The 23953-nt window shown below is 40.1% G+C and carries 26 protein-coding genes; 9 read left to right on the top strand and 17 right to left on the bottom strand.

The annotated features are described in order from the left end of the window. Window positions 1-57 precede the first annotated feature (57 nt). Entirely contained in the window at window positions 58-501 is a 444-nt protein-coding gene (gene spoIIAB / locus NST13_RS01640) for an anti-sigma F factor (RefSeq protein WP_342469723.1), read from the bottom strand. Then, the gene (gene spoIIAA, locus NST13_RS01635) at window positions 494-844 is read right to left on the bottom strand and encodes an anti-sigma F factor antagonist (RefSeq protein WP_342469724.1); all 351 of its coding nucleotides are present in this window, start codon (window positions 842-844) and stop codon (window positions 494-496) included. Before spoIIAA ends, spoIIAB begins: the two co-directional genes overlap by 8 nt. A gap of 621 nt (window positions 845-1465) precedes the next feature. Between spoIIAA and NST13_RS01630 the strand changes: the two genes are divergently transcribed. Continuing rightward, window positions 1466-3112, top strand: a complete 1647-nt coding sequence (locus tag NST13_RS01630) for an IS1182 family transposase (protein WP_342581234.1) — start codon at window positions 1466-1468, stop codon at window positions 3110-3112. Between the two features lie 33 nt (window positions 3113-3145). On the opposite strand, the gene sulP is transcribed toward NST13_RS01630, so the two are convergent. From sulP to NST13_RS01595, 7 genes are all read right to left on the bottom strand, one after another. Then, window positions 3146-4867, bottom strand: a complete 1722-nt coding sequence (gene sulP / locus NST13_RS01625; RefSeq protein WP_342581233.1) for a sulfate permease — start codon at window positions 4865-4867, stop codon at window positions 3146-3148. 222 nt (window positions 4868-5089) lie between these two features. Next, the gene (locus tag NST13_RS01620; RefSeq protein ID WP_342469726.1) at window positions 5090-6394 is read right to left on the bottom strand and encodes a pyrimidine-nucleoside phosphorylase; all 1305 of its coding nucleotides are present in this window, start codon (window positions 6392-6394) and stop codon (window positions 5090-5092) included. A gap of 13 nt (window positions 6395-6407) precedes the next feature. Continuing rightward, window positions 6408-7586, bottom strand: a complete 1179-nt coding sequence (deoB, locus tag NST13_RS01615; RefSeq protein WP_342581232.1) for a phosphopentomutase — start codon at window positions 7584-7586, stop codon at window positions 6408-6410. A gap of 26 nt (window positions 7587-7612) precedes the next feature. Next, window positions 7613-8515 carry a site-specific tyrosine recombinase XerD gene (gene xerD / locus NST13_RS01610; RefSeq protein ID WP_342469728.1) on the bottom strand — a complete coding sequence of 301 codons (903 nt, stop codon included), beginning with the start codon at window positions 8513-8515 and terminating at the stop codon, window positions 7613-7615. A 280-nt stretch (window positions 8516-8795) separates the two neighbouring features. Continuing rightward, window positions 8796-9254, bottom strand: a complete 459-nt coding sequence (locus NST13_RS01605; RefSeq protein ID WP_208649497.1) for a Fur family transcriptional regulator — start codon at window positions 9252-9254, stop codon at window positions 8796-8798. Window positions 9255-9316: 62 nt separating this feature from the next. After that, window positions 9317-9829 carry a hypothetical protein gene (locus NST13_RS01600; protein ID WP_342469730.1) on the bottom strand — a complete coding sequence of 171 codons (513 nt, stop codon included), beginning with the start codon at window positions 9827-9829 and terminating at the stop codon, window positions 9317-9319. Between the two features lie 98 nt (window positions 9830-9927). Then, a complete protein-coding gene (locus NST13_RS01595) occupies window positions 9928-10470 on the bottom strand; it encodes an NUDIX hydrolase (protein ID WP_342469731.1) in 543 nt (180 codons plus the stop codon). Between the two features lie 81 nt (window positions 10471-10551). Between NST13_RS01595 and NST13_RS01590 the strand changes: the two genes are divergently transcribed. From NST13_RS01590 to NST13_RS01580, 3 genes are all read left to right on the top strand, one after another. Next, window positions 10552-11451: an aldo/keto reductase gene (locus NST13_RS01590; RefSeq protein ID WP_342581231.1), complete on the top strand. Its 900-nt coding sequence runs from the start codon at window positions 10552-10554 to the stop codon at window positions 11449-11451. Continuing rightward, window positions 11448-11939 carry a VanZ family protein gene (locus tag NST13_RS01585; RefSeq protein WP_342581230.1) on the top strand — a complete coding sequence of 164 codons (492 nt, stop codon included), beginning with the start codon at window positions 11448-11450 and terminating at the stop codon, window positions 11937-11939. Before NST13_RS01590 ends, NST13_RS01585 begins: the two co-directional genes overlap by 4 nt. A 529-nt stretch (window positions 11940-12468) precedes the next feature. Beyond that, window positions 12469-13809: an amino acid permease gene (locus NST13_RS01580; RefSeq protein WP_342581229.1), complete on the top strand. Its 1341-nt coding sequence runs from the start codon at window positions 12469-12471 to the stop codon at window positions 13807-13809. A gap of 186 nt (window positions 13810-13995) precedes the next feature. Here the strand turns inward: NST13_RS01580 and NST13_RS01575 are convergent, their stop codons facing one another. Next, a complete protein-coding gene (locus tag NST13_RS01575; RefSeq protein WP_342469735.1) occupies window positions 13996-14250 on the bottom strand; it encodes a DUF3886 domain-containing protein in 255 nt (84 codons plus the stop codon). A 20-nt stretch (window positions 14251-14270) separates the two neighbouring features. Continuing rightward, window positions 14271-15452 (bottom strand): acetyl-CoA C-acetyltransferase, encoded by a 1182-nt coding sequence (locus NST13_RS01570; RefSeq protein ID WP_342581228.1) that lies wholly within the window; start codon window positions 15450-15452, stop codon window positions 14271-14273. Window positions 15453-15683: 231 nt separating this feature from the next. Between NST13_RS01570 and NST13_RS01565 the strand changes: the two genes are divergently transcribed. Next, window positions 15684-16631, top strand: a complete 948-nt coding sequence (locus NST13_RS01565) for an alpha/beta hydrolase (protein WP_342469737.1) — start codon at window positions 15684-15686, stop codon at window positions 16629-16631. Between the two features lie 219 nt (window positions 16632-16850). On the opposite strand, the gene NST13_RS01560 is transcribed toward NST13_RS01565, so the two are convergent. The 5 genes from NST13_RS01560 to NST13_RS01540 all read right to left on the bottom strand — a co-directional run bounded on the left by NST13_RS01560 (window position 16851) and on the right by NST13_RS01540 (window position 20636). Further along, entirely contained in the window at window positions 16851-17492 is a 642-nt protein-coding gene (locus NST13_RS01560) for a hemolysin III family protein (RefSeq protein WP_342581227.1), read from the bottom strand. A 234-nt stretch (window positions 17493-17726) separates the two neighbouring features. After that, on the bottom strand, window positions 17727-17954 hold the full coding sequence (locus tag NST13_RS01555; RefSeq protein WP_342581226.1) for a YneF family protein: 228 nt from the start codon (window positions 17952-17954) through the stop codon (window positions 17727-17729). A gap of 283 nt (window positions 17955-18237) precedes the next feature. Then, window positions 18238-19323, bottom strand: coding sequence for a class III poly(R)-hydroxyalkanoic acid synthase subunit PhaC (phaC, locus tag NST13_RS01550; protein WP_342469739.1), 1086 nt, complete (start codon window positions 19321-19323; stop codon window positions 18238-18240). A 33-nt stretch (window positions 19324-19356) separates the two neighbouring features. Further along, window positions 19357-20136, bottom strand: coding sequence for a 3-oxoacyl-ACP reductase family protein (locus NST13_RS01545; RefSeq protein WP_342581225.1), 780 nt, complete (start codon window positions 20134-20136; stop codon window positions 19357-19359). 47 nt (window positions 20137-20183) lie between these two features. Then, window positions 20184-20636, bottom strand: coding sequence for a polyhydroxyalkanoate biosynthesis repressor PhaR (locus NST13_RS01540; protein ID WP_342469741.1), 453 nt, complete (start codon window positions 20634-20636; stop codon window positions 20184-20186). A 213-nt stretch (window positions 20637-20849) separates the two neighbouring features. Between NST13_RS01540 and phaQ the strand changes: the two genes are divergently transcribed. Both phaQ and NST13_RS01530 read left to right on the top strand, forming a co-directional pair. Next, window positions 20850-21407, top strand: coding sequence for a poly-beta-hydroxybutyrate-responsive repressor (phaQ, locus tag NST13_RS01535; protein WP_342469742.1), 558 nt, complete (start codon window positions 20850-20852; stop codon window positions 21405-21407). A 76-nt stretch (window positions 21408-21483) separates the two neighbouring features. Further along, window positions 21484-21978, top strand: coding sequence for a PhaP protein (locus tag NST13_RS01530; protein WP_342469743.1), 495 nt, complete (start codon window positions 21484-21486; stop codon window positions 21976-21978). A gap of 125 nt (window positions 21979-22103) precedes the next feature. Here NST13_RS01530 and sirA read toward each other — a convergent pair whose 3' ends face one another. Next, window positions 22104-22529, bottom strand: coding sequence for a sporulation inhibitor of replication protein SirA (sirA, locus tag NST13_RS01525; RefSeq protein ID WP_342469744.1), 426 nt, complete (start codon window positions 22527-22529; stop codon window positions 22104-22106). Between the two features lie 305 nt (window positions 22530-22834). On the opposite strand from sirA, the gene NST13_RS01520 reads away from it, so the two are divergent. Both NST13_RS01520 and NST13_RS01515 read left to right on the top strand, forming a co-directional pair. Continuing rightward, window positions 22835-23191: an ABC transporter permease gene (locus NST13_RS01520; RefSeq protein ID WP_342469745.1), complete on the top strand. Its 357-nt coding sequence runs from the start codon at window positions 22835-22837 to the stop codon at window positions 23189-23191. Continuing rightward, window positions 23191-23823, top strand: a complete 633-nt coding sequence (locus tag NST13_RS01515) for a PspA/IM30 family protein (protein WP_342581224.1) — start codon at window positions 23191-23193, stop codon at window positions 23821-23823. The genes NST13_RS01520 and NST13_RS01515 overlap by 1 nt, the downstream gene beginning before the upstream one ends. Window positions 23824-23953 lie beyond the last annotated feature (130 nt).

Below are 23953 nucleotides of genomic sequence, written 5' to 3'. Positions count from 1 at the left end.
TTGGCATCCATTTTGAAAAATATTCTTTAAAAAAGGGTGTTGAATTTCATGATGGAATTAAGAAATTTGCTTCATTTTCATGGAGTGAAATTTTTTGGAAAAAGTAACAACCGTTCCAACACCCGGTTCCGATTCCACTTGAAGATGATCCGCGAAACTTTCCATAATCGTAAAGCCCATGCCGGAACGTTCCATATCCGGTTTTGTAGTGAACAAAGGCTCCATCGCTTTTTTAATATCCGGAATCCCTTTTCCTTCATCTTTCACAGCAACCGAAACAACATCGCCTTCGCGAACCGCATGGACTGTGACAATCCCTTTGCCATCCTCGTCATATCCATGAATAATTGCATTGGAGACAGCTTCCGATACGATGGTTTTAAATTCGGAAAGTTCGTCGATCGTTGGATCCAATTGAGCCACAAAACTTGTGATGGCAATTCTCGCCAAGCTTTCATTTTCGCTTAATGCTACGAATGATAGTGTCATTTCATTATCCATTCACAATCCCCCTTGCATATAAAATAGCCTCTTCTTCTTTACCCTCCATCACATACTTGCTTAACCCGGAAAATTGAAATATTTTTTTCATCGTATTGGATGGATTGAGGATGATCGTTTGTCCATTGACCGCATTCAACTCCCGCATGCGGCCCAAGATGAGGCCAACTCCTGAACTGTCCATAAAATTCAATCTCTCTAAATTCCAAATAATGGTGTGTAATTTCCCTTTCAAAATCGTTTTGGAAATGTCTGTTCGAATTTTTTCGGCTTCATGATGATCCAATTCGCCATAGAGTCGGATAATTGCAATATCATTTTCCATATTGATTTCATAATTCATCCGTTACATCGCCTCCTCCCTTCGCAATTCCACATAGCACGTCCAAATTCCTTTTGATTGACAATAGTAGAAGAAATTCGCTGAAACTAGCAAAAATACGACAAACTTTTATTTTTACTTGTTTCTTCTTTTCATCCACCACCTGTCCGATCGATGCAGAATGACGAGCTTGCGAAATAACGAAGAATAAACAGAGGAAGTCAACTAACGGATTGCAAGCTCATCCGGATGGCGACAACTATTTGGCAGAAACCGTTTCGACAATAAACCGGGAGGCCAGGAAACTTATGTACAATCACCTTCCCACTCCCGAAAGCAGACCTTGATTTTGCATGGCTGCTTATTATGAACCTTCCATTTTCCCATTTTTTAGGATACAGACCATCTCTCCTCATGAAACATAAGAAGGTATTACCTAATCAGCTTTAGTATGGAAAAATAGGAAGAATTTTAAACATAAAAAAGAGGCTGGGACAAAACCCTCCTCTAAAATGGAAACAGCCCATGAAATGTTGGAATGAAATTTCATGGGCTATTACTATTTTTTTAATAAAAATAAGGACATCTTCTGATAAAATTTAAGTATCTACCCCAAAAAATTTTATCAAAGGAAGTGTCCTTATGTTCAAATATTATAACATGAATCAATTAGTTTTGCCTCTAGATTTAGAAATAAAATTACAAGAAAATGATATTGCCTTCCACATTCACCATTTAGTTGAAAGTATTCCAGATGAAGCCTTCCAGCCGTTTCTTCGAAATACAGGTTGTCCTGCTTATCATCCACGCATGATGCTAAAAATTATTTTGTGTGCTTATTCCCAATCAGTCTTTTCAGGTCGGAAAATTGAAGCCCTTTTAAAGGACAGTATTCGGATGATGTGGTTGGCACAAGGCTATGAACCAAGTTATCGGACGATCAATCGTTTTCGTGTGCATCCGGAAGTAAAAGAATTAATTCGTCAATGTTTTGTCCAATTCCGTTGCCAACTGGTGGAAGAAAAATTAATCGATCAAGAAGCTATTTTTATCGATGGTACGAAGATTGAAGCGAATGCCAATAAATTTACTTTCGTATGGAAGAAATCCATTGAAAAATACAACCAAAGCTTAATTGAAAAATCCAATCAGCTCTACAACGAACTGTTAGAGAAGGAAATCATCCCTGAAATGGAGCGGGAAAGTGATGGGGAATTGTCCGTAGAAGAACTCGCTCAAATGGTGCAACAAGTCGATGAAGTGATTACGGAATATGACCAAAAGATAGAAGCATCGCCCGATGCCACAGAACGAAAAGCATTAAGAAGCGAACGGAAATATCCGAAGCGAGTGTACAAACAGTTGATTGACTTGATTTTACGTAAACAAAAGTATCAAAAAGACTTCGAAATCTTGGGTGAACGGAATAGTTATTCCAAAACAGACTTAGATGCGACGTTCATGCGAATGAAAGACGACTATATGAAAAACGGTCAATTGAAGGCTGGATACAACGTACAAATCGCAACAGAAGGTCAATACGCACTAGCTTATAGCATCTTTCCAAATCCTACTGATACACGTACATTGATTCCGTTCTTGAATGAGATTGAGAAGCATTATTTTCCATTGCCAAAATATATTGTCGCAGATGCTGGTTATGGTAGTGAACAGAACTATGAGGACATCCTTTCGAATCGAAAATGTGAGGCACTTATTCCATATACCATGTATGAGAAAGAACAAAAGAAGAAATATAAACAAAACCCATTTCATCCAGACAATTGGATGTACGACGAAGAAAGTGATACCTACATTTGTCCGAATCAGCAGCGAGTAACCTTCCGTTATCGTTCTGTACGTACCGATAAGACCGGTTTTAAACGAGAATTGAAAATCTATGAATGTGAAAACTGTTCAGGATGTCCATTTCGTTCATCATGCACAAAAGCAAAGGAAGGCAATCACCGAAAGGTCATGGTGAATGAAAAATGGGAACGACAAAAAGAATATGTAAGAGCGAAGCTTTCAGAAGAAAAAGCAGGTTCTATTTTCCGTCAACGTAAAATGGACGTAGAACCAGTTTTTGGATTCTTGAAGGCTAATTTGCGTTTCACTCGATTTTCCGTCCGAGGAAAATCGAAGGTGGAAAATGAAATGGGGATTGCCTTAATGGCCGTGAATTTACGGAAATACACGGCCAACAAAGATCAACTGACCAAAAATAATGGAGAGAAATGGAAAAAGGAGAATTTGAGTTGGCTCAAATTCTCCTTTTTCCTATTTTGAAGCTAGTTTTGTCCCAGCCTCCCCATGATTGAATTAGCTGATTTTGGTTGTTGATAATTCCTCACATTCCCTGAATGCGAAATGTTTGCAGCCGATGCACTGATTCCGGTTAATGCATCTCAAAGCGCAATCAATCGCTTCACCGGTGCGTTCAAAGAAATTGTCTTCCCCGATTTCTTTCGTCAATCCGCTTTTATCCAAAAGCATCTTCATGCTTGGCTGCACCCCTGTTACAAGGAGCTTTCCACCCTGGGATTTGAAGTTGCGGACTATATTTCTCAAATAGGCCTCACCCGTCGCATCAATAAAAGGCACTTTCCCCATGCGAAGCACGAGGATTTTTGGATGATAATGGATGGATTTTAAAATCCGTTCTTCAAAGGTTTGGGCCGCACCGAAAAACAACGGCCCTTCCACCGTGTAAATGCTGATTTGCGGACAATCCCGCGCTTCGCTTACCACATGGGAATGTACTTTCCCGTTATTTTTATGGTCCGGCAATACTTTCGACACAATCAGCATATCGCTCATCCGCTTCACAAATAAAATGACGGCAAGCAATAATCCCACCATGACCGCGATGGTCAAACTTGTAAAAACGGTAAGCAAAAAAGTGATGACCAACACAAGGGAGTCACCGGATTTCAATTTTAATACATGGGCAAAATGTTTCCGTTCACTCATATTCCAGGCGACAACCATTAACACAGGGGCCAAGCTCGCGAGCGGTATATGCACTGCAAGCGGCGCAAACAACAATAATGTAACAAGGACGAATAAACCATGAATGACTCCGGAAAAAGGGGAAGCGGCGCCAAACTTAATATTGGTGGCTGTTCTGGCAATAGCACCTGTCGCAGGTATTCCGCCAAAGAGTGGCGTCACGATGTTCGCGATCCCTTGTCCGATCAATTCGCGATTCGAATTGTGTTTGCTGTTCGTCATGCCATCCGCTACAACCGCAGATAACAATGATTCAATCGCACCCAACATCGCAATGACAAAAGCCGGCCCCAACAGGGAAACCATCCGATCCGCCGTAATCTCCGGCAACCGGAATTCCGGCAATGTGTTTGGAATCGCTCCATAGGTTGATCCAATCGTTGCCACTTGTCCATTAAAAAAGACGGCTGCAACAACAGAAGATAAAATAATGCCCATCAATGGCCCCGGCACTTTTGGCATCACTTTAGGCGTGATGAGGAGTGTCACCAGGCACAAAAATGCTACCACGATGCTATAGATATTGATTGTATTCAAATGGGTTGCGATTTCTTGCATGTTGTCGATAAAACGTTCATGCTGCTTTAATCCGGTTAAACCGAGAAAATTGGCAATTTGCCCTGTAAAAATGATGACGGCAATTCCAGCTGTAAAGCCGATCGTCACGGGTCTAGGGATATATTGGATGAGTATGCCCAACCGAAAAACACCCATTAATACGAGCATCACACCCGCCATTAAACCTGCAAGCAACAAATCTTCATAACCATAGACAAGCACGACTCCCAACAATACGGGAACAAATGCCCCCGTCGGCCCGCCGATTTGATATTTTGATCCCCCTAACAAAGAAATAAGAATCCCCGCAATAATGGCCGTATAAATTCCGTACTCCGGTTTGACCCCGGAAGCAATCGCAAAAGACATCGCCAACGGAATGGCTACGATTCCAACAATTGTCCCCGAAACTAGATCCCTTTTAAAAGAATTGAATGAATATCCTTCAAATCTACCCCGCCATATTTTATCCATTTTACCCCTTCTTTTTTCTTTTATATGTCTTAAATTTTCTTTGTTAAGTTCTATAATATATAATTTTCATAAAATTGTCACATTTTTTATTAAAAAATAATATTCTGTCAATCTTCTTATCTAATATAGAAAAAAGAGCGGGTTGGAAATTGACGCTTCCCAATCCGCTCTTTTTTATCATGTAGCTGTGTATCATTTTCAAAGATTAATTGGATGTTTTCCTTATTCTGTGATGATCCCTTTGATCAGTGAAGGAGTTTCTATTATTTCATTTGTAATGTTTATATTTGAATAAATTTTTTTCTTAATGTCTTCTATATCTTCCCGATTGGAGTGAATGGTCGCCAAACTTTCCCCTTTTTCGACATGGTCTCCCACTTTTTTGTTCAACACGATGCCTACGGACAAATCGATTTCCGAATCTTTCGTTTCTCTTCCGGCTCCAAGAAGCATCGCCGCAACACCGATTTCATTGGCAATGATTTTTTTAATATATCCTGCTTCCTTGGCTGGAACATCCACTTTATATTTGGCTTGGGGCAATAAATCCGGATGCTCTGTAATGGACGGATCGCCGCCCTGGGAAGCGACAAAGGCTTTAAATGTTTCCAGGGCTTTTCCATTGTTGAGCACTTCCTCCAACTTTTTGCGCGCCTCTTCAATCGACTGTGCTTTGCCGCTGAGCAGCACCATTTGGGAACCCAGGGTTAAGCAAAGTTCTTTTACGTCCTCCGGGCCATGACCTTTCAAAACGTCGATCGCTTCTTTAACTTCCAAAGCATTTCCAACCGCATACCCTAATGGCTGGCTCATATCGGATAAAATGGCAATCGTTTTTCTTCCGACACGGTTGCCGATTTTCACCATCGCATGGGCCAATTCTTCCGCCTCTTCCACCGTTTTCATGAAGGCGCCTTCACCGACTTTGACATCCAAAACAATGGCATCCGCGCCGCTTGCAATTTTTTTGGACATAATGGAGCTGGCAATCAGCGGAATGCTGGGGACGGTACCGGTCACATCTCTCAAAGCATAGATTTTTTTATCTGCCGGTGTCAAATTTCCGCTTTGGCTGACAACGGCCATTTTGATGTCATTGACTTGCTTGATAAATTGTTCGCTCGTCAGTTCCACCTTAAATCCCGGGATGGATTCCAATTTATCGATCGTCCCGCCTGTATGGCCCAACCCCCGGCCGCTCATTTTGGCTACGGGCACTCCGCATGCGGCGACCATCGGGGATAAACAGATAGTGACTTTATCCCCTACACCGCCTGTGGAATGTTTATCGCATTTGATTCCTTGAATCGGAGACAAATCAATCGTATCCCCTGATTCCACCATCGCCATGGTTAAATCCGTCCGCTCCCGTTCAGTCATGTCTTGGAAGTAGATGGCCATCAGCAAACTTGCGGCTTGGTAATCAGGGATGGTGCCTTCCGTATAGCCTTTGACGAAAAATTGAATTTCCTCTGTTGACAGCTCTTTGCCATCCCGCTTTTTTTCAATAATATCGACCATTCTCATGAGACTCACCCCGCTATTTTAAACTTGATAAAAAACTCGTACCGTAAGCTGGCGCCGGAACCTTAAAGTTTTCTGCAACCGTAGCCGCGATATCCGCGAAAGTTTCCCGCAAACCTAAAGTTCCAGTTTCTTTAAATTGTTTGGAGTAAACGAGCAGTGGCACAAATTCCCGCGTATGGTCCGTTCCTTTAAAGGTTGGATCATTTCCGTGGTCCGCTGTGATGATCAGCAAATCGTCTTCCTTTAATAAGTCCAATACTTCCGGCAAGCGCGCGTCAAATTCCTCCAACGCTTTTCCATAACCGATCGGGTCCCTTCTATGTCCATACATCGCATCAAAATCTACCAAATTCAAAAAACTTAATCCGTGGAAATCCCTCTTTACCGTTTCAACCAACCGATCCATTCCATCCCCATTGTTTTTCGTCCGGATGGCCTCCGTCACCCCTTCGCCATTATAAATATCGGAAATTTTCCCAAGGGCGATCACATCAAAGCCATGATCTTTCAATTCATTCATTGTCGTTCTTCCAAAAGGCTTGATGGCATAATCATGGCGATTGGCTGTACGCGTAAAGTTGCCCGGCGTTCCTGTAAAAGGGCGCGCAATGACACGGCCTACCAGATATTCCGGCTGCAACGTAAGTTTCCGGGCAATTTCACAAATTTTGTACAGTTCTTCCAAAGGAACAATTTCTTCATGGGCAGCAATTTGAAGAACGGGATCTGCCGAAGTATAAACAATGATCGCTCCCGTTTCCATATGCTCTTTCCCCAATTCTTCGATGATGGCAGTACCGCTGGCCGGTTTGTTGCCAATCACTTTCCGTCCTGTCCGCTCTTCCAGTTGACGAATCAATTCTTCCGGAAAACCATCAGGGTATACTTTAAAAGGTTTATCCACTTGAAGCCCCATGATTTCCCAATGTCCTGTCATCGTATCTTTTCCAGCCGATGCTTCCTGCATTTTTCCGTAATATGCTTTCGGGTTTGGAACCTTTTGGACCCCTTTTATTTCCCGGATATTGCCTAAACCCAATGCTTCCATATTTGGCACATTTAGTCCGCCCATTGCCTCCGCAATATGGCCAAGGGTATCACTTCCGGCATCGCCAAATTCCGCTGCATCGGGCGCCTCCCCTATTCCAACAGAGTCCATTACGATTAAATGAATTCGTTTAAATAATTGCATCCCTTTTTCCTCCTTTGCCTTTCCATCTACGCACGAGGATGGAATTGTTTATAAACTTCCGAAAGTCTCGTTTTACTAATATGCGTATAAATTTGTGTCGTAGAAATGTCCGCGTGACCCAACATTTCTTGCACCGCCCGAAGATCCGCGCCATTTTCAATCAAGTGAGTGGCAAAACTGTGCCGCAACGTATGGGGGGTCATCTCTTTTTTAATATTGGCAGCGAGGGCATGCTGTTTCAGTATTTTCCAACATCCTTGCCGCGTTAAACGCTTGCCTCTCCGGTTGATGAAAAATGCATCCGTTTTTACATAATTTCCTTGCAACAGGGGTCTGGCTTGCTGCAAATATTTTTCGCATGCATACAGCGCACTTTTTCCCAACGGTACAATCCGCTCCTTGCCGCCTTTCCCAAAAATGCGGACAAATCCCATCGACAGATGTACATCTTCCAAATTCAATTCGACGCATTCACTTATCCGCATTCCTGTTCCATACAGCAATTCAATCATGGCCACATCCCGTACTCCTTGGGGTTTGGATTGATCCGGCGCTTGCAATAATGCTTCGATTTCCGCAATGGATAATACTTTCGGTAACGTCTTCTCGATTTGAGGCATTTCAATATGGACTGTAGGATCATGATCAGCGATTTTTTCCCTTAATAAAAATTGATGAAACGAACGGATTGATGAAATGTGGCGGGCAATGGTGCGCGAAGATTTCCCTGTTTCTCTTAAATGTTCCAAATAAAGAAGGATTCTGGAACGGTCCACATCGTTTAAACTTTCTATTTTTTGCACTGTATGTAAATGTTCTATATAATCTTCCAAATCTCTGCGATAGGAAGCCAACGTATTTTCTGAATATTGCCGCTCGACTCTTAAAAAATGGAGATAATCAAGGACGGCTTCTTGTGCTTCTCTCATGATTTTCACCTGTCCCTTCTTAATTAAAATGATAGAGATTTATTTGATGGCATACAAGATTTAACAGTTTTTGTTTAAAGATTTTTAAAAGTCGCCCTGATTTTGCCTGAAGCCGCTAGCATCTCTATTCATCTTGCAAGTATTTTCAGAAATCTGCAAGTGTCTTTAGGATTTTCCAAAAAAATATGTAAAACCAGGTTTCTAATATTTGTAGGAATTGGAATAAGTTATCAATGAAGATGAACAAAAAACCCCTAAATAGGAGATTCCTATTTAGGGATTATTCATTTTCTATTGTTCCCTTTTCTTGACACCGATGACAAATTCCATGGAATGTGAGCCGATGGTCTTTGATAATAAAATTCCACCGTTTTTCTACTACCATTTCTACTTCTTCCAGCAAATCTTCTTGAATTTCGTCCACTGAGCCACATTCGATACAAACTAAGTGATGATGGAAGTGTTTTGCACCCTCTTGTCGAAGATCGTATCTGGAGACGCCATCTCCAAAATTGATTTTGTCGACAATTTTCAATTCCGTTAATAACTCAAGAGTGCGATACACTGTGGCAAGACCGATTTCAGGCGCTTTTTCTTTCACCAATAAATAAACGTCTTCCGCGCTCAAATGGTCTTCTTCATGTTCCAATAGTACTGCTACTGTCGCTTCACGTTGTGGCGTCAGTTTATAGCCAGCACTATGTAATTGCTTCTTTATACGATCAATACGGCTTTCCATATGACGCCCTCCTAAACACATTCCATTATAACAAAAGACCAATTTTAATTACAAGGTCAGGGTTAATTAATAATGTAAGAAATCACGAACATTTCCCCCAACCCCATCATTGTAAAGGCCATTACCAATGTAAAAAATAATTTCTTATTAAATACAAATTTACGATTCGTCCCTACTTTTCTCGTTCCAAAAACGGAACATAGCGCTAATAGTAAGATACAATAAATTAGCTGAAATGGAAACCACCAAACACTATAAACGAGAATGGACTCTTGCTGCGTCAGTAAAAAAACCGAACCAAAACCGAAAAATGTCGCCTTGATCGCTACCACCAGTTTAGCAAAAAAATGAAGATACGGGTGAGTGGTAAAAAATAATACAAATAATGCCCAAATCAGTATCGGCAATGCCGTTTGCCAAATTGTGACATCGGTCAACTCCAGCACTCTTGGATCCACCAATTTTATGAGATTCATAGACTTGTCCAAAGAAAAAGCTTGGAAACAGATGACGCCGCTGACGAAGCCAATGGCCAATAAAAAGGCATATTGAATGAAATAAATGGAACGAAACATAAGCATTTCCCCTTTCGTTGTTAACAGCTTATGCTCGTCCACGGGTATTATTAGTACGAAATTTGGTAAATTCTATCGAAATTTCGCTCTACATAATCTTACTTCTCGTTTAATTTATACCAAAGCACACTGAATGCCGTTTTCGCATCATAGATTTGCTGATTTTTCACCATTTCTTCCGCTTCTTCAAGGGTAGCTTCGATGATGGAAACAAATTCATCTTCGTCCAATTCACGTTTCTCTTCAATTTTATACAAATCTTTCGCAACAAAAAGGTGAATGATTTCGTTGGCAAATCCAGGGGAGGTATAAAAAGACTGAATATGGGTTAATTCCTTGGCACCGTAACCCGTTTCCTCTTCAAGTTCCCTTCTTGCACATACGGCCGGCTCCTCTCCCGGTTCGAGTTTCCCCGCCGGAATTTCAACAATGGTGCGTTCCAACGCTTTCCGATATTGTTCGACAAACACAATCTTTCCATCCTTCGTGATTGGAATGATTGCAACAGCTCCCGGATGATGGATGATTTCCCGTTTGGCAGGTTTCCCGTTTGGCAAAATCACATCATCCACTGTTAATGTCACAACTTTTCCTTTAAAAATTTCTGTCGATTGAACGGTTTTTTCTTCAAATTTTTTCATACCAATTCCTCGCTTGTCCTTCATACTGAATTCATTGTACCATTAGTGATAGAAAATGAAAGAATGAATGCAGGTGATTCCATGAAAAAAAGAAGATTGGGAACAAGTGACTTTGAGATTTCAGAAATCAGCTTGGGCTGCATGTCTTTGCCGGCTTCGGTGGAAGAAGCAAGGCCGGTGATCGAAACAGCAATCGAACAAGGCATCAATTATTTTGATACGGCAGATCTTTATGATAAAGGCGTCAATGAAGAAGTTGTCGGGGAATGTTTAAAACGGTACCGCGATCAAGTCTACATCGCCACAAAAGTGGGAAACCGCTGGAATGAAAAAGGCGACGGCTGGTATTGGGATGCCTCGAAAGAACATATCGAAGAAGGAATCAAAGACAGCCTGCGCCGATTAAAAACGGATTATATCGATCTATACCAGCTTCATGGCGGAACAATCGATGATCCGTGGGATGACATCATTGAAACGTTTGAGACATTAAAGAAAGAAGGCCTCATCCGGGAATACGGCATTTCTTCCATTCGCCCCAACGTGTTCCAGCCGTTCTTTGAAAGAAGCAATGGCATCTCCAACATGATGCAATACAGCATTTTCGACCGCCGACCGGAAGAATGGTTCCCGTTTTTTGAAGAAAAGAAAGTGTCCGTTGTGACGAGAGGATCCATTGCAAAAGGATTATTGACAGATGAATGGAAAAAACGGGTGGAAAAAGTGGATTCTTATTTAAATTACTCAAAAGAAGAACTCGTTTCGATTTTGGAAAAGATCGAGAAAGAATTTGGATCCGTCCATCCTGCCGCCATCGCTTTCAATTTGAGCCAACCTGCTGTGGCATCCATTGTCGTGGGGGCAAGAACGAAGGAACAACTGCTGGAAAACATCAAAGCTTATGAGGAAGCCCAAAGCATCGAGGATACTTCTTTCATCAAAACCATCACAAAACAAGAAATTTACACGGATCACCGATGAAAAAATATTTGTTTTTCGTAACCGCTGCGCTCCTCGGTTTATATTATCTTTCCAGCATGCCTTATGAACAGCAGACCATTGTTCCGGAATTGAGGGTATTGCTCCGCGATCAGCCTTTTTATGAACTATTAAGCAAAATTGAAGTGAGCTACTGGGGTCGGACGATTTCGGTTGAAACGAGAGGATATTATTATTTCATTGAATTTTTATTCCGCAAAACGATGCATTTTGTCGGATACGGAATTGTTGCTGTACTCTTATATTTACTATTCCGCAAACTGAAATGGATATTTCCTTCCATCATCGCTTGCATTTGCACTTTTTTCATTGCCGCATTGGATGAATATAACCAGACCCTTGTCGAAGGCCGTACAGGCATGTTTGAAGATGTGTTGCTTGATACGGCTGGAGCTGTCACTTTTGTTTTATGCCTAAAAGTTATATCCACTATAAAATATTTATGGAATAGGAAAAGGTCCGTGAATTGAATAGATAGACGATTGATTCACGGACCTTGATCAAATCAAAAAACATCCTTTCTCTTTTTAAGAAAAGGATGTTTTTTGATTTAGCGTTGAAAATGGATTTCCGCTCAGAGGTCAGAATCAGGTTTACACATACGCTCCTCCGGGTTCCCAGGGACACTTCGAAGCGGATTGACAGGGTCACTCCTTCCGTCTCTCCAATCAATTTTTACTAACTCCTTACTAATTGAAAATCCATAAAATAAATTTTTATTATTTCCGAAAAATTCACAATCTTTTACAAATAAAATATTTTTTACATCAAAAACAAACCATCACAAACCCCGAGTCCCTCTTTTGATTAAAAAATCCCCTTTCGTCCATATTTTCAACTCGAAGATTCCCTTTATAATTCTATTTCTATACAAATTATTGAAAATAAAATAGTTTATTGATAAAATTTCAAAGTTATCATCAATAGGATTGATGAATGTATTTAAAAATATTGATAACAAAACTGAAACGATTTTTCATTGGTTTTGGGGGCAACATAATGGAACAGAGAGAATTAAAGAGAGATTTGAAAAACCGCCATGTCCAGTTAATTGCCATTGGCGGAACGATTGGTACGGGGCTGTTTTTGGGTTCCGGGGCTGCGATTTCCAAAGCGGGCCCATCCATACTGTTAGTTTATTTAATCGTTGGAACTGCCCTATTTTTTGTGATGCGTTCCCTCGGTGAACTGCTTTTATCCAATGCCGGGTACCAATCCTTCACCGATTTTGCGGCAGATACAATTGGGCCGTGGGCAGGTTATGTCACAGGCTGGACCTATTGGTTTTGCTGGATTATGACGGCGATGGCCGATGTGATTGCCGTCGGTGTTTATGTCCGTTATTGGTTTGACATTCCTCAATGGATTCCGGCATTGATTGCCATTATCCTATTACTCGTTTTGAATCTTTTAACCGTGAAACTGTTTGGGGAATTGGAATTTTGGTTTGCCTTAATCAAAGTCATTACCATCGTCGCTTTGATCGCCATTGGCCTTTTTTGGCTGATCATTCGTTTTAAAACGGATTCCGGAGTTGTTTCCATTCGCAATATTTGGAGTTACGGCGGATTGTTTCCAAATGGGATAGCCGGATTCCTGTCCGCTTTCCAGATGGTCGTCTTCGCCTTTGTTGGGGTCGAACTGGTGGGCGTGGCAGCCGCGGAAACGTCCAATCCGGAGAAAAATATACCGTCTGCCATTAATAAAATTCCGATCCGGATTTTGTTGTTTTACGTAGGGGCGATTTTCGTCATTTTATGCATCAATCCTTGGACTGAGCTAAGCGCCGCCAACAGCCCCTTTGTGCAAGTATTTGCTTTGGCGGGTATTCCCTTGGCGGGCGGCATCATCAATTTCGTTGTGCTGACATCTGCCGCTTCTGCCGGAAACAGCGGTTTATTTTCCACAAGCCGGATGATGTACAATTTAAGCAAGCATAGTCAAGGCCCGAAATTTCTATCAAAGCTGAACCAAAACTTTGTCCCGGGGAATGCGCTTGTTGTTTCCGCCATCGTTCTTTCCATCGGAGCATTATTAAGCTACGTCATTCCTGATACAGCATTTGGAGTGGTGACAACAATCAGCGCCATCTGCTTTATTTGGGTATGGAGCATCATCTTAATTTCACACATCATCTATACAAAGAAACACCCGGATTTACATAAAAAATCCCATTTTAAAGCGCCGCTTGCTCCATATATGAACTATGCCATTTTAATATTTTTTGTTGCCGTGTTGATTATTATGTTCATGTCCGAAGAAACAAGAATGGCCGTTATGCTCACACCAATTTGGTTCATCATGCTGTTTATCACATACGCCCTTCGCAAAAAACGTTGATGCGTTGGGCGTTTTTTTATTGAGTGGAAGTTGATTTATGTGAGGTTGCGCCAATATCCGCTTTCAACAACAGGAATGCAACGGAGGACCCACGCCGTTGAATACCGGAAGCACTCATCTCCGAAACAGAGGTTTTATGCAAAAGTAGCCGGTCATAAAAAAGGTGTCGCCTTTCCGCGACACCTGTCAACTAAATTTCGAGCCTTGATTTCCGTACTTTTCCAGCAATTCTTCAAAGCTCATATTCTTTTCCCGCTGTTTTCTCTCAAACTCAAGTCTTGCTTGCCGTTCTTCCTCTTTTTTTCTTTCTTCTTCAAGCAATTCTTTTTTTGCCGCTTTCAATTTTTCCAGCATTTCCTGGTTCAGTTGTTCTTGAAGGGAAATTCCTTCATTGTTTTCAATTGTTTTTTGAGAAGATTGTTGCTTTTTCTTTTTTGCCATCATGTTCACCTGCTTTAGTCTTATCGTTGAACGATGGTTGCAACTCCCTGTCCTCCACCGATGCAAAGGGTGGCAAGCCCCAGCTTCGCGTCACGTCTTTTCATTTCATGAAGAAGCGTAACCAAAATGCGCGCTCCACTCGCACCGATTGGGTGTCCAAGGGCAATTGCCCCACCATTTACATTCAGTTTATCAGAATCAAAGTGAAGTTCGCGATCCACAGCTATTGATTGAGCTGCGAAAGCTTCATTTGCTTCAATTAATTCGATTTGATCAAGAGTCAAATCTGATTTTTTCAATGCCTTTCGAACCGCTTCAGCAGGCCCGATTCCCATAATTGCTGGATCCACCCCGACAGCGGCATTGGCGACAATGGATGCAAGAGGCGTGATTCCAAGTTCCTCCGCTTTCTTCTTTGACATCACAACAACTGCTGCCGCACCGTCGTTAATACCTGAGGCGTTCCCGGCAGTGACTGTTCCATCCTTTTTGAAAGCAGGACGCAACGCGGATAGTTTTTCTACAGTTGTGCCCGGGCGAACAAATTCATCCGTATCAAAAATGATTGGATCCCCTTTTCGTTGAGGGATTTCCACCGGCACAATTTCTTCTTTAAATTTACCTTCCACGATGGCTTTTGCCGCACGGGCTTGGGAACGTGCCGCGAACTCATCCTGTTCTTCCCGCGTAATATGATATTGGGAAGCCAAATTTTCCGCCGTGATTCCCATATGGTAATCATTGAAGGCGCACCATAGGCCGTCATGAATCATGCTATCCACCAAATTTTGATCACCCATTTTAAAACCGGAGCGGGCATTTTTCAAAAGGTATGGCGCTTGGCTCATATTTTCAAAACCGCCGGCCACCACAATATCCGCTTCCCCTACCGCAATCGCTTGTGACGCGAGATGCACGGATTTCAAACCGGAACCACAGACTTTATTGATCGTCATGGCTGGCACCGTTTCCGGAAGCCCTGCCTGAATGGCTGCCTGACGTGCAGGATTTTGACCCAGTCCAGCTTGAAGTACATTTCCCATGATAACTTCATCCACTTGATTTGGTTCAATACCTGCCCGGTGTAAAGCTTCTTTAATGACAATCGAACCTAATGTCGGAGCTGGAATGTCTTTTAACGAACCTTGGAAGGAACCGATGGCTGTTCTGACTGCGCTTACAATAACAACTTCTTCTAACATGAACTTCTCCCCTTTATTCAGACTCCAATCGCACACGATTTTGCATAATCTGTTAATATAATTATATCAGTATAAAAATTGGAACAAAACCGTGCAATTTTATTCTACCAGATGATATGTGAAATTTTGTTCTTTTACTACAAAATTTTTGTTCATTTGCGATATTTTCGAACTTTCCGAAATATATTAGTGGTTATACATAATTTGATATCAGGCGAGGAGGTGCTTATATTGAAAAAGAAAAAGAAAAAAATATTCTGGTTTTCTACGATTATTACAACGATTGCAAGCGTGCTCACTACGATTTTTGGTTTTGCTTTAACCAATCGACTCATGTATATCCAGAAAAAAGATGATGCATTTATTTTAGACAGGGAACTAAAAGCGAATCGATTTGATGAAAAATGGTTCAACAGCATAAAAAAAGATGAATTTACCATCGACTCCCCTAACGGCTACCCAATCAAAGGGATTTTTCTGCAACCATGCCCGACAAAAAATACGGTCATCATATGCCACGGGGTTACCGAAAACAAAATCAATTCGATCAAATATGCGCGCATGTTTGAAAGGCTTGGGTTCAATTCCTTTGTATACGATCATCGAAGACATGGCGAATCCGGCGGAAAAACGACAAGTTATGGATATTATGAGAAGTTTGATTTAGCGGCCGTTGTCAAAACGGTTCGTTCCGTCATCGGGGAAGAAGCCATCCTGGGCATTCACGGGGAATCAATGGGCGCGGCGACAATGCTTTTATATGCGGGATCCATTGGAAATCATGTGGATTTTTATATCTCCGATTGCGCTTTTTCAGATTTTGAAGAACTTTTGCGGCATATCGTCAAAAATTCCACCCGCATCTCGCCAAACATTCCAATCCATTTGGCAGATTTATTCCTGCGTTTCCGTGATGGATACCGATTTAAAAATGTAGCCCCCAAAGATGTGGTACCGAATATTAAGAAGCCGGTGTTATTTATCCATAGCATTCCCGATTCGTTCATCCCTTGTCAAATGACGGAAGAAATGTACGAATTGAAAAAAGGTCCGAAAAGATTAAAATTGTTTGAACGCGGTCTTCATGCCCAATCTTTCAATGAAAATCCGGTGGAGTACGAGGAAACGGTAAGAAATTTTTTGCAAGAATATGTGATGAATGAAAGAGAGAACGGCTAAGACGATATGGTTAACCGATGATTCCTCAAATGACGCCCTCGTAACAGCAAGAGGGCTTTTGATGTGTTAAGTCATTCTTGTGGAAAAGTTTCTTTCACTTTATGACCGATTTGGTAAAGGGAATGCTATAAAAAATGAAAAATACTCAACCTCTGCGTATCAAGAGATTGAGCTTTTTCAATTCAATGAGAGAATGTTATTTCATCCAATGTACGCATGTTATAAAAAGAGATATATTGCCAAAAACATGAATAAGCTGCCAACCATGACAAATACATGCCATATCGCGTGGTTATAAGGAATATTTTTATTTTGGTAAAAATACGTTCCAATTGTATAACTTAACCCGCCAGCTAATAACACCAACACACCTTTGATCGTCAAATATTCAATGACTGGTTGAAAAACAAAGATGACGAGCCATCCCATCCCGATGTAAACGAGTAGTGATGTTCTTTTAAAACGATGGACAAAAAATTGTTTTAAAATAATTCCAATAACAGCGAATCCCCATTCAATCCCTACAAGCGTCCACCCGGCTGTTCCTCCGATGGCAATTAATGCGACGGGGGTATACGTTCCCGCAATTAAAAGGAAAATGGAGCTGTGATCCATTTTTTTTAGAAAAACTTTATGTTTTGGAATTGAATGGTACAGTGTGGAAGCCAGGTAAAGGAGAAACATCGAGACTCCAAAAATAATGTAACTAATAAGCTCCACTTTCGTTCCTGTACTTTGTGCTTTTCCAATTAATAAAATCAATGCTGGAATGGTTAAAAGTGCACCTATTCCATGGGTTAATGCATTCCAAAACTCTTCTTTTTTACTATATGAACGATTCATTGCAACAGACTGTGTCATCATCCTCACCTCTGTTTTTATTATGTGAATATAACATTATTTCAAACAGGGGAAGATGTAATGAAAATTATGTGATAAATGTCATATCCAACCAATCGTGTTGAAGATTTTAAGAAATTGAAAAAGCTTGTGAATCTACCCAATATAATTTCACAAGCTTAAACTGTTGCTAAATATAAATAAAAAGGTTATCCTCCTTCAGAATAAATTCCGATGTAGGACAACCTTGTATGATTATTTTTGCTTATCTTGAATTTTATTTAATTGAGCCATCATTTGACGAACTTGCTTTTCAGATGGTTTTCGTCCCATTTGTGCCATCATCACACGAATCATTTGTTCATTGATTGGTGGGTTTTCTTTTAAGTATTTCATCATGGATTGACGTGCCAAGTAAAAACCTAAAGCTACACCAGCCACTAACGCAACAATAATTAACAATATTGCTAACCAAGTATCCAAAATACTTACCTCCTTCTCAACTTATACCGCGAAAAACTCTCCACGTTGGATTATACACTATTCATACTATGGATTCTAGCTTTTCCACAGTTTTTCAAATCGAATGCACTATACATACCTTTTGTATTGTAACCAAATTTCTTGATAAGATAAAGATATTTTTCCAAAATATATTATTCGAAATTTTCTCATTTTATTGCACAAAAAAATCCGAACGCATTTGAAACACTCTCTGTGAGAATTTCAAACACCGTTCGGATGCGGCAATTTCATTTAATCCGACTTATTTGGAATTTTCAGTAATCCATTGTTCAATATATGGATATCTCTCAGCCACTGCCCGTTTTCCGGTAATCACTGAAACATGTCCAGCATTCACAACGTGCAACGTTTTGTTTTTGCTGGATACTTTCTCATTTAATGGTTCAATCTGATGCGGTAAAACGATATTGTCTCGAGTGGCTACGATATTTAATAAATTCGCCTTAATATTTGACAACAATACCCGTTCCCCACGGATTTCTAATTCATTGTTAATCAATTTGTTTTCTTGGTAAAAATCGCGTATCCATTGGCGATATGCCTCACCAGGGAAAGGCACACCATCATTCAACCATTTTTGCATCAGTTTCCAATTGAGCACTTTTTCTTCATTTTGAATGTTTGAAGCGACATTGACATAAACACCTACAGTATTTGATAAAGGATTTAACAACTTATTGCCAAAGTCAATGAATTCAAATGGGACATTTCCAAAAGTTTCAACAATATTATCCAATTTGAAGTAACGTTTATCCAACCAATTGGTATAAAGTCCTGCATCTTGGAAATCGATTGGGCTTGTCAGCAAAATCAGATTCCGGATTGGCAGTTTATTTTGATAGAGGGCTGTGAAAATGGCCGTCATTGTACCGCCCATGCAATAACCAAACATCGTGATTTCTTTGGCGCCGGAATGTTTCAGCACCTTTTTGGCCGCCCGTGGAATATAATCGACAATATAATCTTCCAATTTCATATGGCGGTCTTCGTAACCGGCTGTACCCCAGTCCAAAAGATACACGTCATGACCGCGGTCCGTTAAATATTCGATTAAACTGTTTCCAGGATATAAATCCAAAATATAAGGTTTATTAATAAGTGCATAAATCATCAATATAGGGACTTTATTCGTTTTTTCTTTATTCGGCTGATAACGGTAAAGTTTCGCTTTATTTTTTGTCCAGATCACTTCTTTTGGTGTTTGACCCACTTGCGGATCCGGATCAGTGAACAATACTTCATTAAAACGTTTCAACTTTTCAAGCGTTTCATTTTTTGGCAAGCTATCATACCATTCTTTAATTGGTGTTGTATCAACAGTAACCACATAATCCCTCCCAACAATCTTTCCGACAAAGTGTTACATATATAGGCCGCCGTTTACCGCAATTGCCTGGCCTGTCACATAATCCGCCTGAACCAGGTATAATACCGCCTGAGCCACTTCGCTCGGTTCACCTAATCGTTTCATTGGAACTCTCGCAATGATGTTGTTCAACACTTCTACCGGCATGGCCGCCACCATTTCTGTTCCAATATATCCAGGGCACACTGCATTTACGGTGATTCCTTTCGATGCCGTTTCTAAAGCAAGGGATTTAGTGAAACCCAAAATACCGGCTTTCGTTGCTGCATAGTTTGTTTGCCCAAAGGCGCCAGCTTGGCCGACGATGGAACTGATGTTCACAATGCGTCCATAATTTTGGTCCATCATATGCTTTATCACTGCTTTGGTTGCGTTAAAAACACCATTCAAGTTGACGTTGATGACAGCGTCCCATTCTTCTTTCGAAATTTTTCTAAATGTACGGTCTTTCGTAATCCCGGCATTGTTGATCAAAATATCAATTTTGCCGAATTTTTCAACCACTTCGGCTGCAAGTTTTTCCGTATCTTCGTAAACAGAGACATCCGCTTGCAATGCATGGAATTTTCCGCCTTCTTCTTCAATCGTTTTTGCCACGTCCTGAATATGCTTAGGGCTGTTGTTATATGTGCCTACAACCGTTGCACCATTTCTGGCCAGCACTTTTGCGATTTCCGCCCCGATCCCACGGGATGCGCCTGTAACAATCGCCACTTTTCCTTCCAATGGTTTTAACGCATTTACCTTTTCTACTTCAAATACTGTAGTCGTCATAAAACAGTCTCCCTTTCTCATCATATTTTTCTATTTTAATAAAAGTATTATTTTGAAACCGTTTTATTGGCGGTAGCGGCCACTGAAGCCTTCGATTCTTCAGCCAGCTCCAACGTTTTGGTCAATAGATCTATGACTTTATCCAATTTCTTTTCCAACGAAGAAACGGATTTTTTAAGGCTGTCAATTTCTTTTTGGATCTTCTCCCGTTGCAAATCATACTCATCTTCCAATTGGTCGATTTTGGAATCTACATTAATGATTAAAGAAGCCACATTCGCGATTTCGTCCCGGGTAGGAATGTTCGCTTGTTTCAAATAGCTTTCCGTCATTTTATTGACAAGTTCTTGATATTGAACATATTGGCTTTGAATTTGACCTAAACTTTCAGCAAAGGACTTCTTTTCGAGGGTTTCTTGAATCGTCTCTTGCCATACACTTTCCGTTTTGTTATAAATTTCTTTCCATAATGTAAACACATCAAAGGATGATTGGGTCAAGGATCATCATCTCCTCCACTAAAATTTCTTTGTTATAAAAACAACATATTTTAATATATTATTTATGTATTTTTTTCATTCTTATGAATATATCACAAAATTGTGAACTTTCCTGAAAAAATGTTGTTTAAATTTTCAAAAAACAATTGACAAAGTTTACATATAAGTGTAAATTACATATATAAGTAAATAGCAGAAGGCGGTGTAAAAATATTGGTATCGAAAGATGAAAAAAAGAAGCCGAAAAGTCCAAGTATTGGTGCGCCGAAAAACTTTTTGATTCCGATCATGTTATTGCACTTGAGAGAATTTAATACCCATGGTTATGAACTGATGGAGAAAATTACGAAATTCGGTATTGAATCATTGGATCATGGAAATTTCTATCGCCTGTTAAGACAACTGGAAAAAGACAATTTGGTTACTTCCGTTTGGGATACAAGTTCCGGGGGCCCTGCCAAACGCATTTATTCCATCACAGAAGCCGGAGAAAAATATTTGGATATGTGGGCCAATTCATTGAGTGAATATCAAAAGCTGTTAAATCAATTTTTCAATTTATATAACCCATTTTTTTCAACAGGCAGCACCTTTCAATCGCAGCAAAAAGTCGAAGCAACTCCTAAAGAAACGAAAAAAACATCCGCAGCAACAAACACAGCCTCAACCAAAGTAAAAGCCGCAGCATCCTCTTCAAAACCTAAAACCACTCGCACTCGCAAAACAAAAGCTCAACATTCCGGTACACCTGAGGAACAACCCCAATCTTGATATTCGGATGTATGCATTGCAAAATGCATTCATTATAAATTAAATTTCTCGTTACATTAAAGGAGGAAATCAAGTAATGGCAAAAGAGCAAATTGCAAAAGGTGTAGATTTAGTATGGGACAGCTGGGTTAATAGCTTAAAAACAATCGAAAAAGTACAAGAAGATTTCGAAAAAAGAGCTCTACAAGCATTTAATGTTCAAAAAGAGTTCATTGAGTCTTCTGTGAATGCCATCAATGCTATTGAAGAAGAAGCAAAAAAAGCTTCCAAAGAGTGGCAAGAAAGACTTGAAAACAGCTTAAAGGAATTGGGCAAAGAAGGTCAGTTTGATGAAGTGTCAAAATGGCTTGAAAGTGTCCAAGAAATTACAGATAAAGCTCAAAACCTTGCATGGAAACCAAACAATGCGCTATTAGATCTTTTCGCCAACGCCCAAAAACAAATTGAAATCACGCTTCAACAAGCCATTGAACAACAAAAGCAAGAACGCATCGAAACATTAGGTAAAATCGAAGAGATTGCGAACCAATTGAAAGAGACACATAAAAAACTGTTGGCAGTCGCTGATTAATTCTTCCTTGTTTGCACTTATATATATTTTATATAAGTAAACATATCCCCTTTCTTAAATAAGATCCCCTCAATTCCCTGAAAACCCTGTTGCACGTTCGGTGACAACAGGGTTTTCAAATTTTCCTAATAGGACGCATATTTCACCGGCTTTAACCAACCACATTCGTATTCCTCTTTATTAAACGCAAGAAATGAATCATTGATTTGGCTCAAGCATTGAAACAGATCCAAATCAAGCATGCGCGATCCTTCACATATCGCTTCAATATAATATTCAAAAACCTTGATTTTAATTCGCCCTTTTAATTTATGTTCAAATCCTAAATAACCGTCCATCCAACGCATTGCAGGAAAACATTTTTGAAGATGTTCATAAATTTTTCCCTCTACATTTCCTTCCATAGGCTCACAAATGTAACTTAATTGCTTTTTTGCAGAGGACTCTTGCTCGTCATCGATTTTTGCTACCATCTCTAGCAGCATTCTTTCCCTTCCAAAGACAAATGACTGGTATTGTTTTTTTATGTTAAAGATTGAATAGATTCTCATCCGCTTGTCCTCCTTTCTGACTTCATTATAATTTAAAGATTTCGAATATTTTGTCAAAACTTGTCCCAATAATAGATTTTTTTTTGTCAAAATCCGATGAAATCACTACCTATTCAACAATAAAAAACTTTTATAAATCTCATTTTTGTAAAGGTTGATTTTAAAAATGTATACCCATTTCTTTCCCATATAAACCACACTTAGTCACTCGGTCTCAAGACTTAGGGGAAAATACAATTCAAGGTCGTTTTGAGAAAACAAGTTGAATTGTAACATGAAAGTACAATGATGAAAGGAGAATGAATATGAAAAAATTGCTTCTGCTGCTTCTCGCAATCGTTTTAGTTTGCGTCGTACTCGCCACTTTAGGGCCACTGATGGGACTTGCTTTTTCCCTGGCATTCATCTTTCTTGGAATGCATTATTACGTCAAAAGCCGGTCTGTTGTCAGCAAGGTGCTTTGGATCCTCATCGGCTTGATCGGAATTATGATGGCCGTATCCAATATCCCGGCACTTTTGGGGCTTGTGTCAATCATCCTCTTATATGTTTTGTATAAACAATGGAAAAATGAAGAGGTATCGATTGCAATGAATGAAGAAGATCCATTCACAAACTTTGAAAATGAATGGTCAAAAATACAAAAAAAGGAGAGATTTTAATGAATTTATTCAAACGATTCCGGTATACGTTGGAAGCGGATTTGCACGCGCTATTTGATAAAAAAGAAGAGAAAAATCCGGTGGCGATGCTGAACCAGTATATTCGCGAAGCCGAAAAAATGACGGAGCAAACTGGCAAATTGTTAGAAAGACAAAGACGGTTAAAAGAAGAATTGGAGCAAAAATTAAAAGAGACAGGGAACATGCTGGAGAAAAGAACCAACCAATTGGAGTTGGCGAAAGCAAGCGGAGAAGAGGATTTGATTCTCTTTGCAACCCAGGAAGTGGAGAGCTATAAAAGACGCCAATTGACTTTGCTCGAAAGTTTGGATCAAGCTAACAAAGAATATATTCAATTGGAACAAAAATTTGAAATGATGAAACATAAAATTGAAGATATAAAAGTTCGACAATTGCAATTAATGGGGAAAGAAAATGTCGTCCGAGCTAATGTGAAAATGAACCGCGTATTCGATTCAAACGACATGGATTTCCAAAACCTCTCATCTTATATCGACCAATTATCCAATAAGATTGAGAAGAACTATGAATATTCCCAATTGGAAACCCGCTTGGCACTGCTCGAACAAAAACAGGCAAACACGTCCTCGAAGGAAACGGTCGAACCGTGATATAATGAAGAAAACGAGAAGAGGCTGGGACAAAACCCCCTCTAAAATGGAAACAGCCCATGAAATTTTGGAATAAAATTTCATGGGCTGTTCTTCATTTTTTCAATAAAAATAAGGACATCTTCTGTTA

The sequence above is a fragment of the Ureibacillus sp. FSL W7-1570 genome (genome assembly GCF_038593265.1).
GTDB lineage: Bacteria > Bacillota > Bacilli > Bacillales_A > Planococcaceae > Ureibacillus > Ureibacillus suwonensis.
Note: the sequence above shows the minus strand (reverse complement) of the source record. Positions and strands in the feature narration are given on the sequence as shown.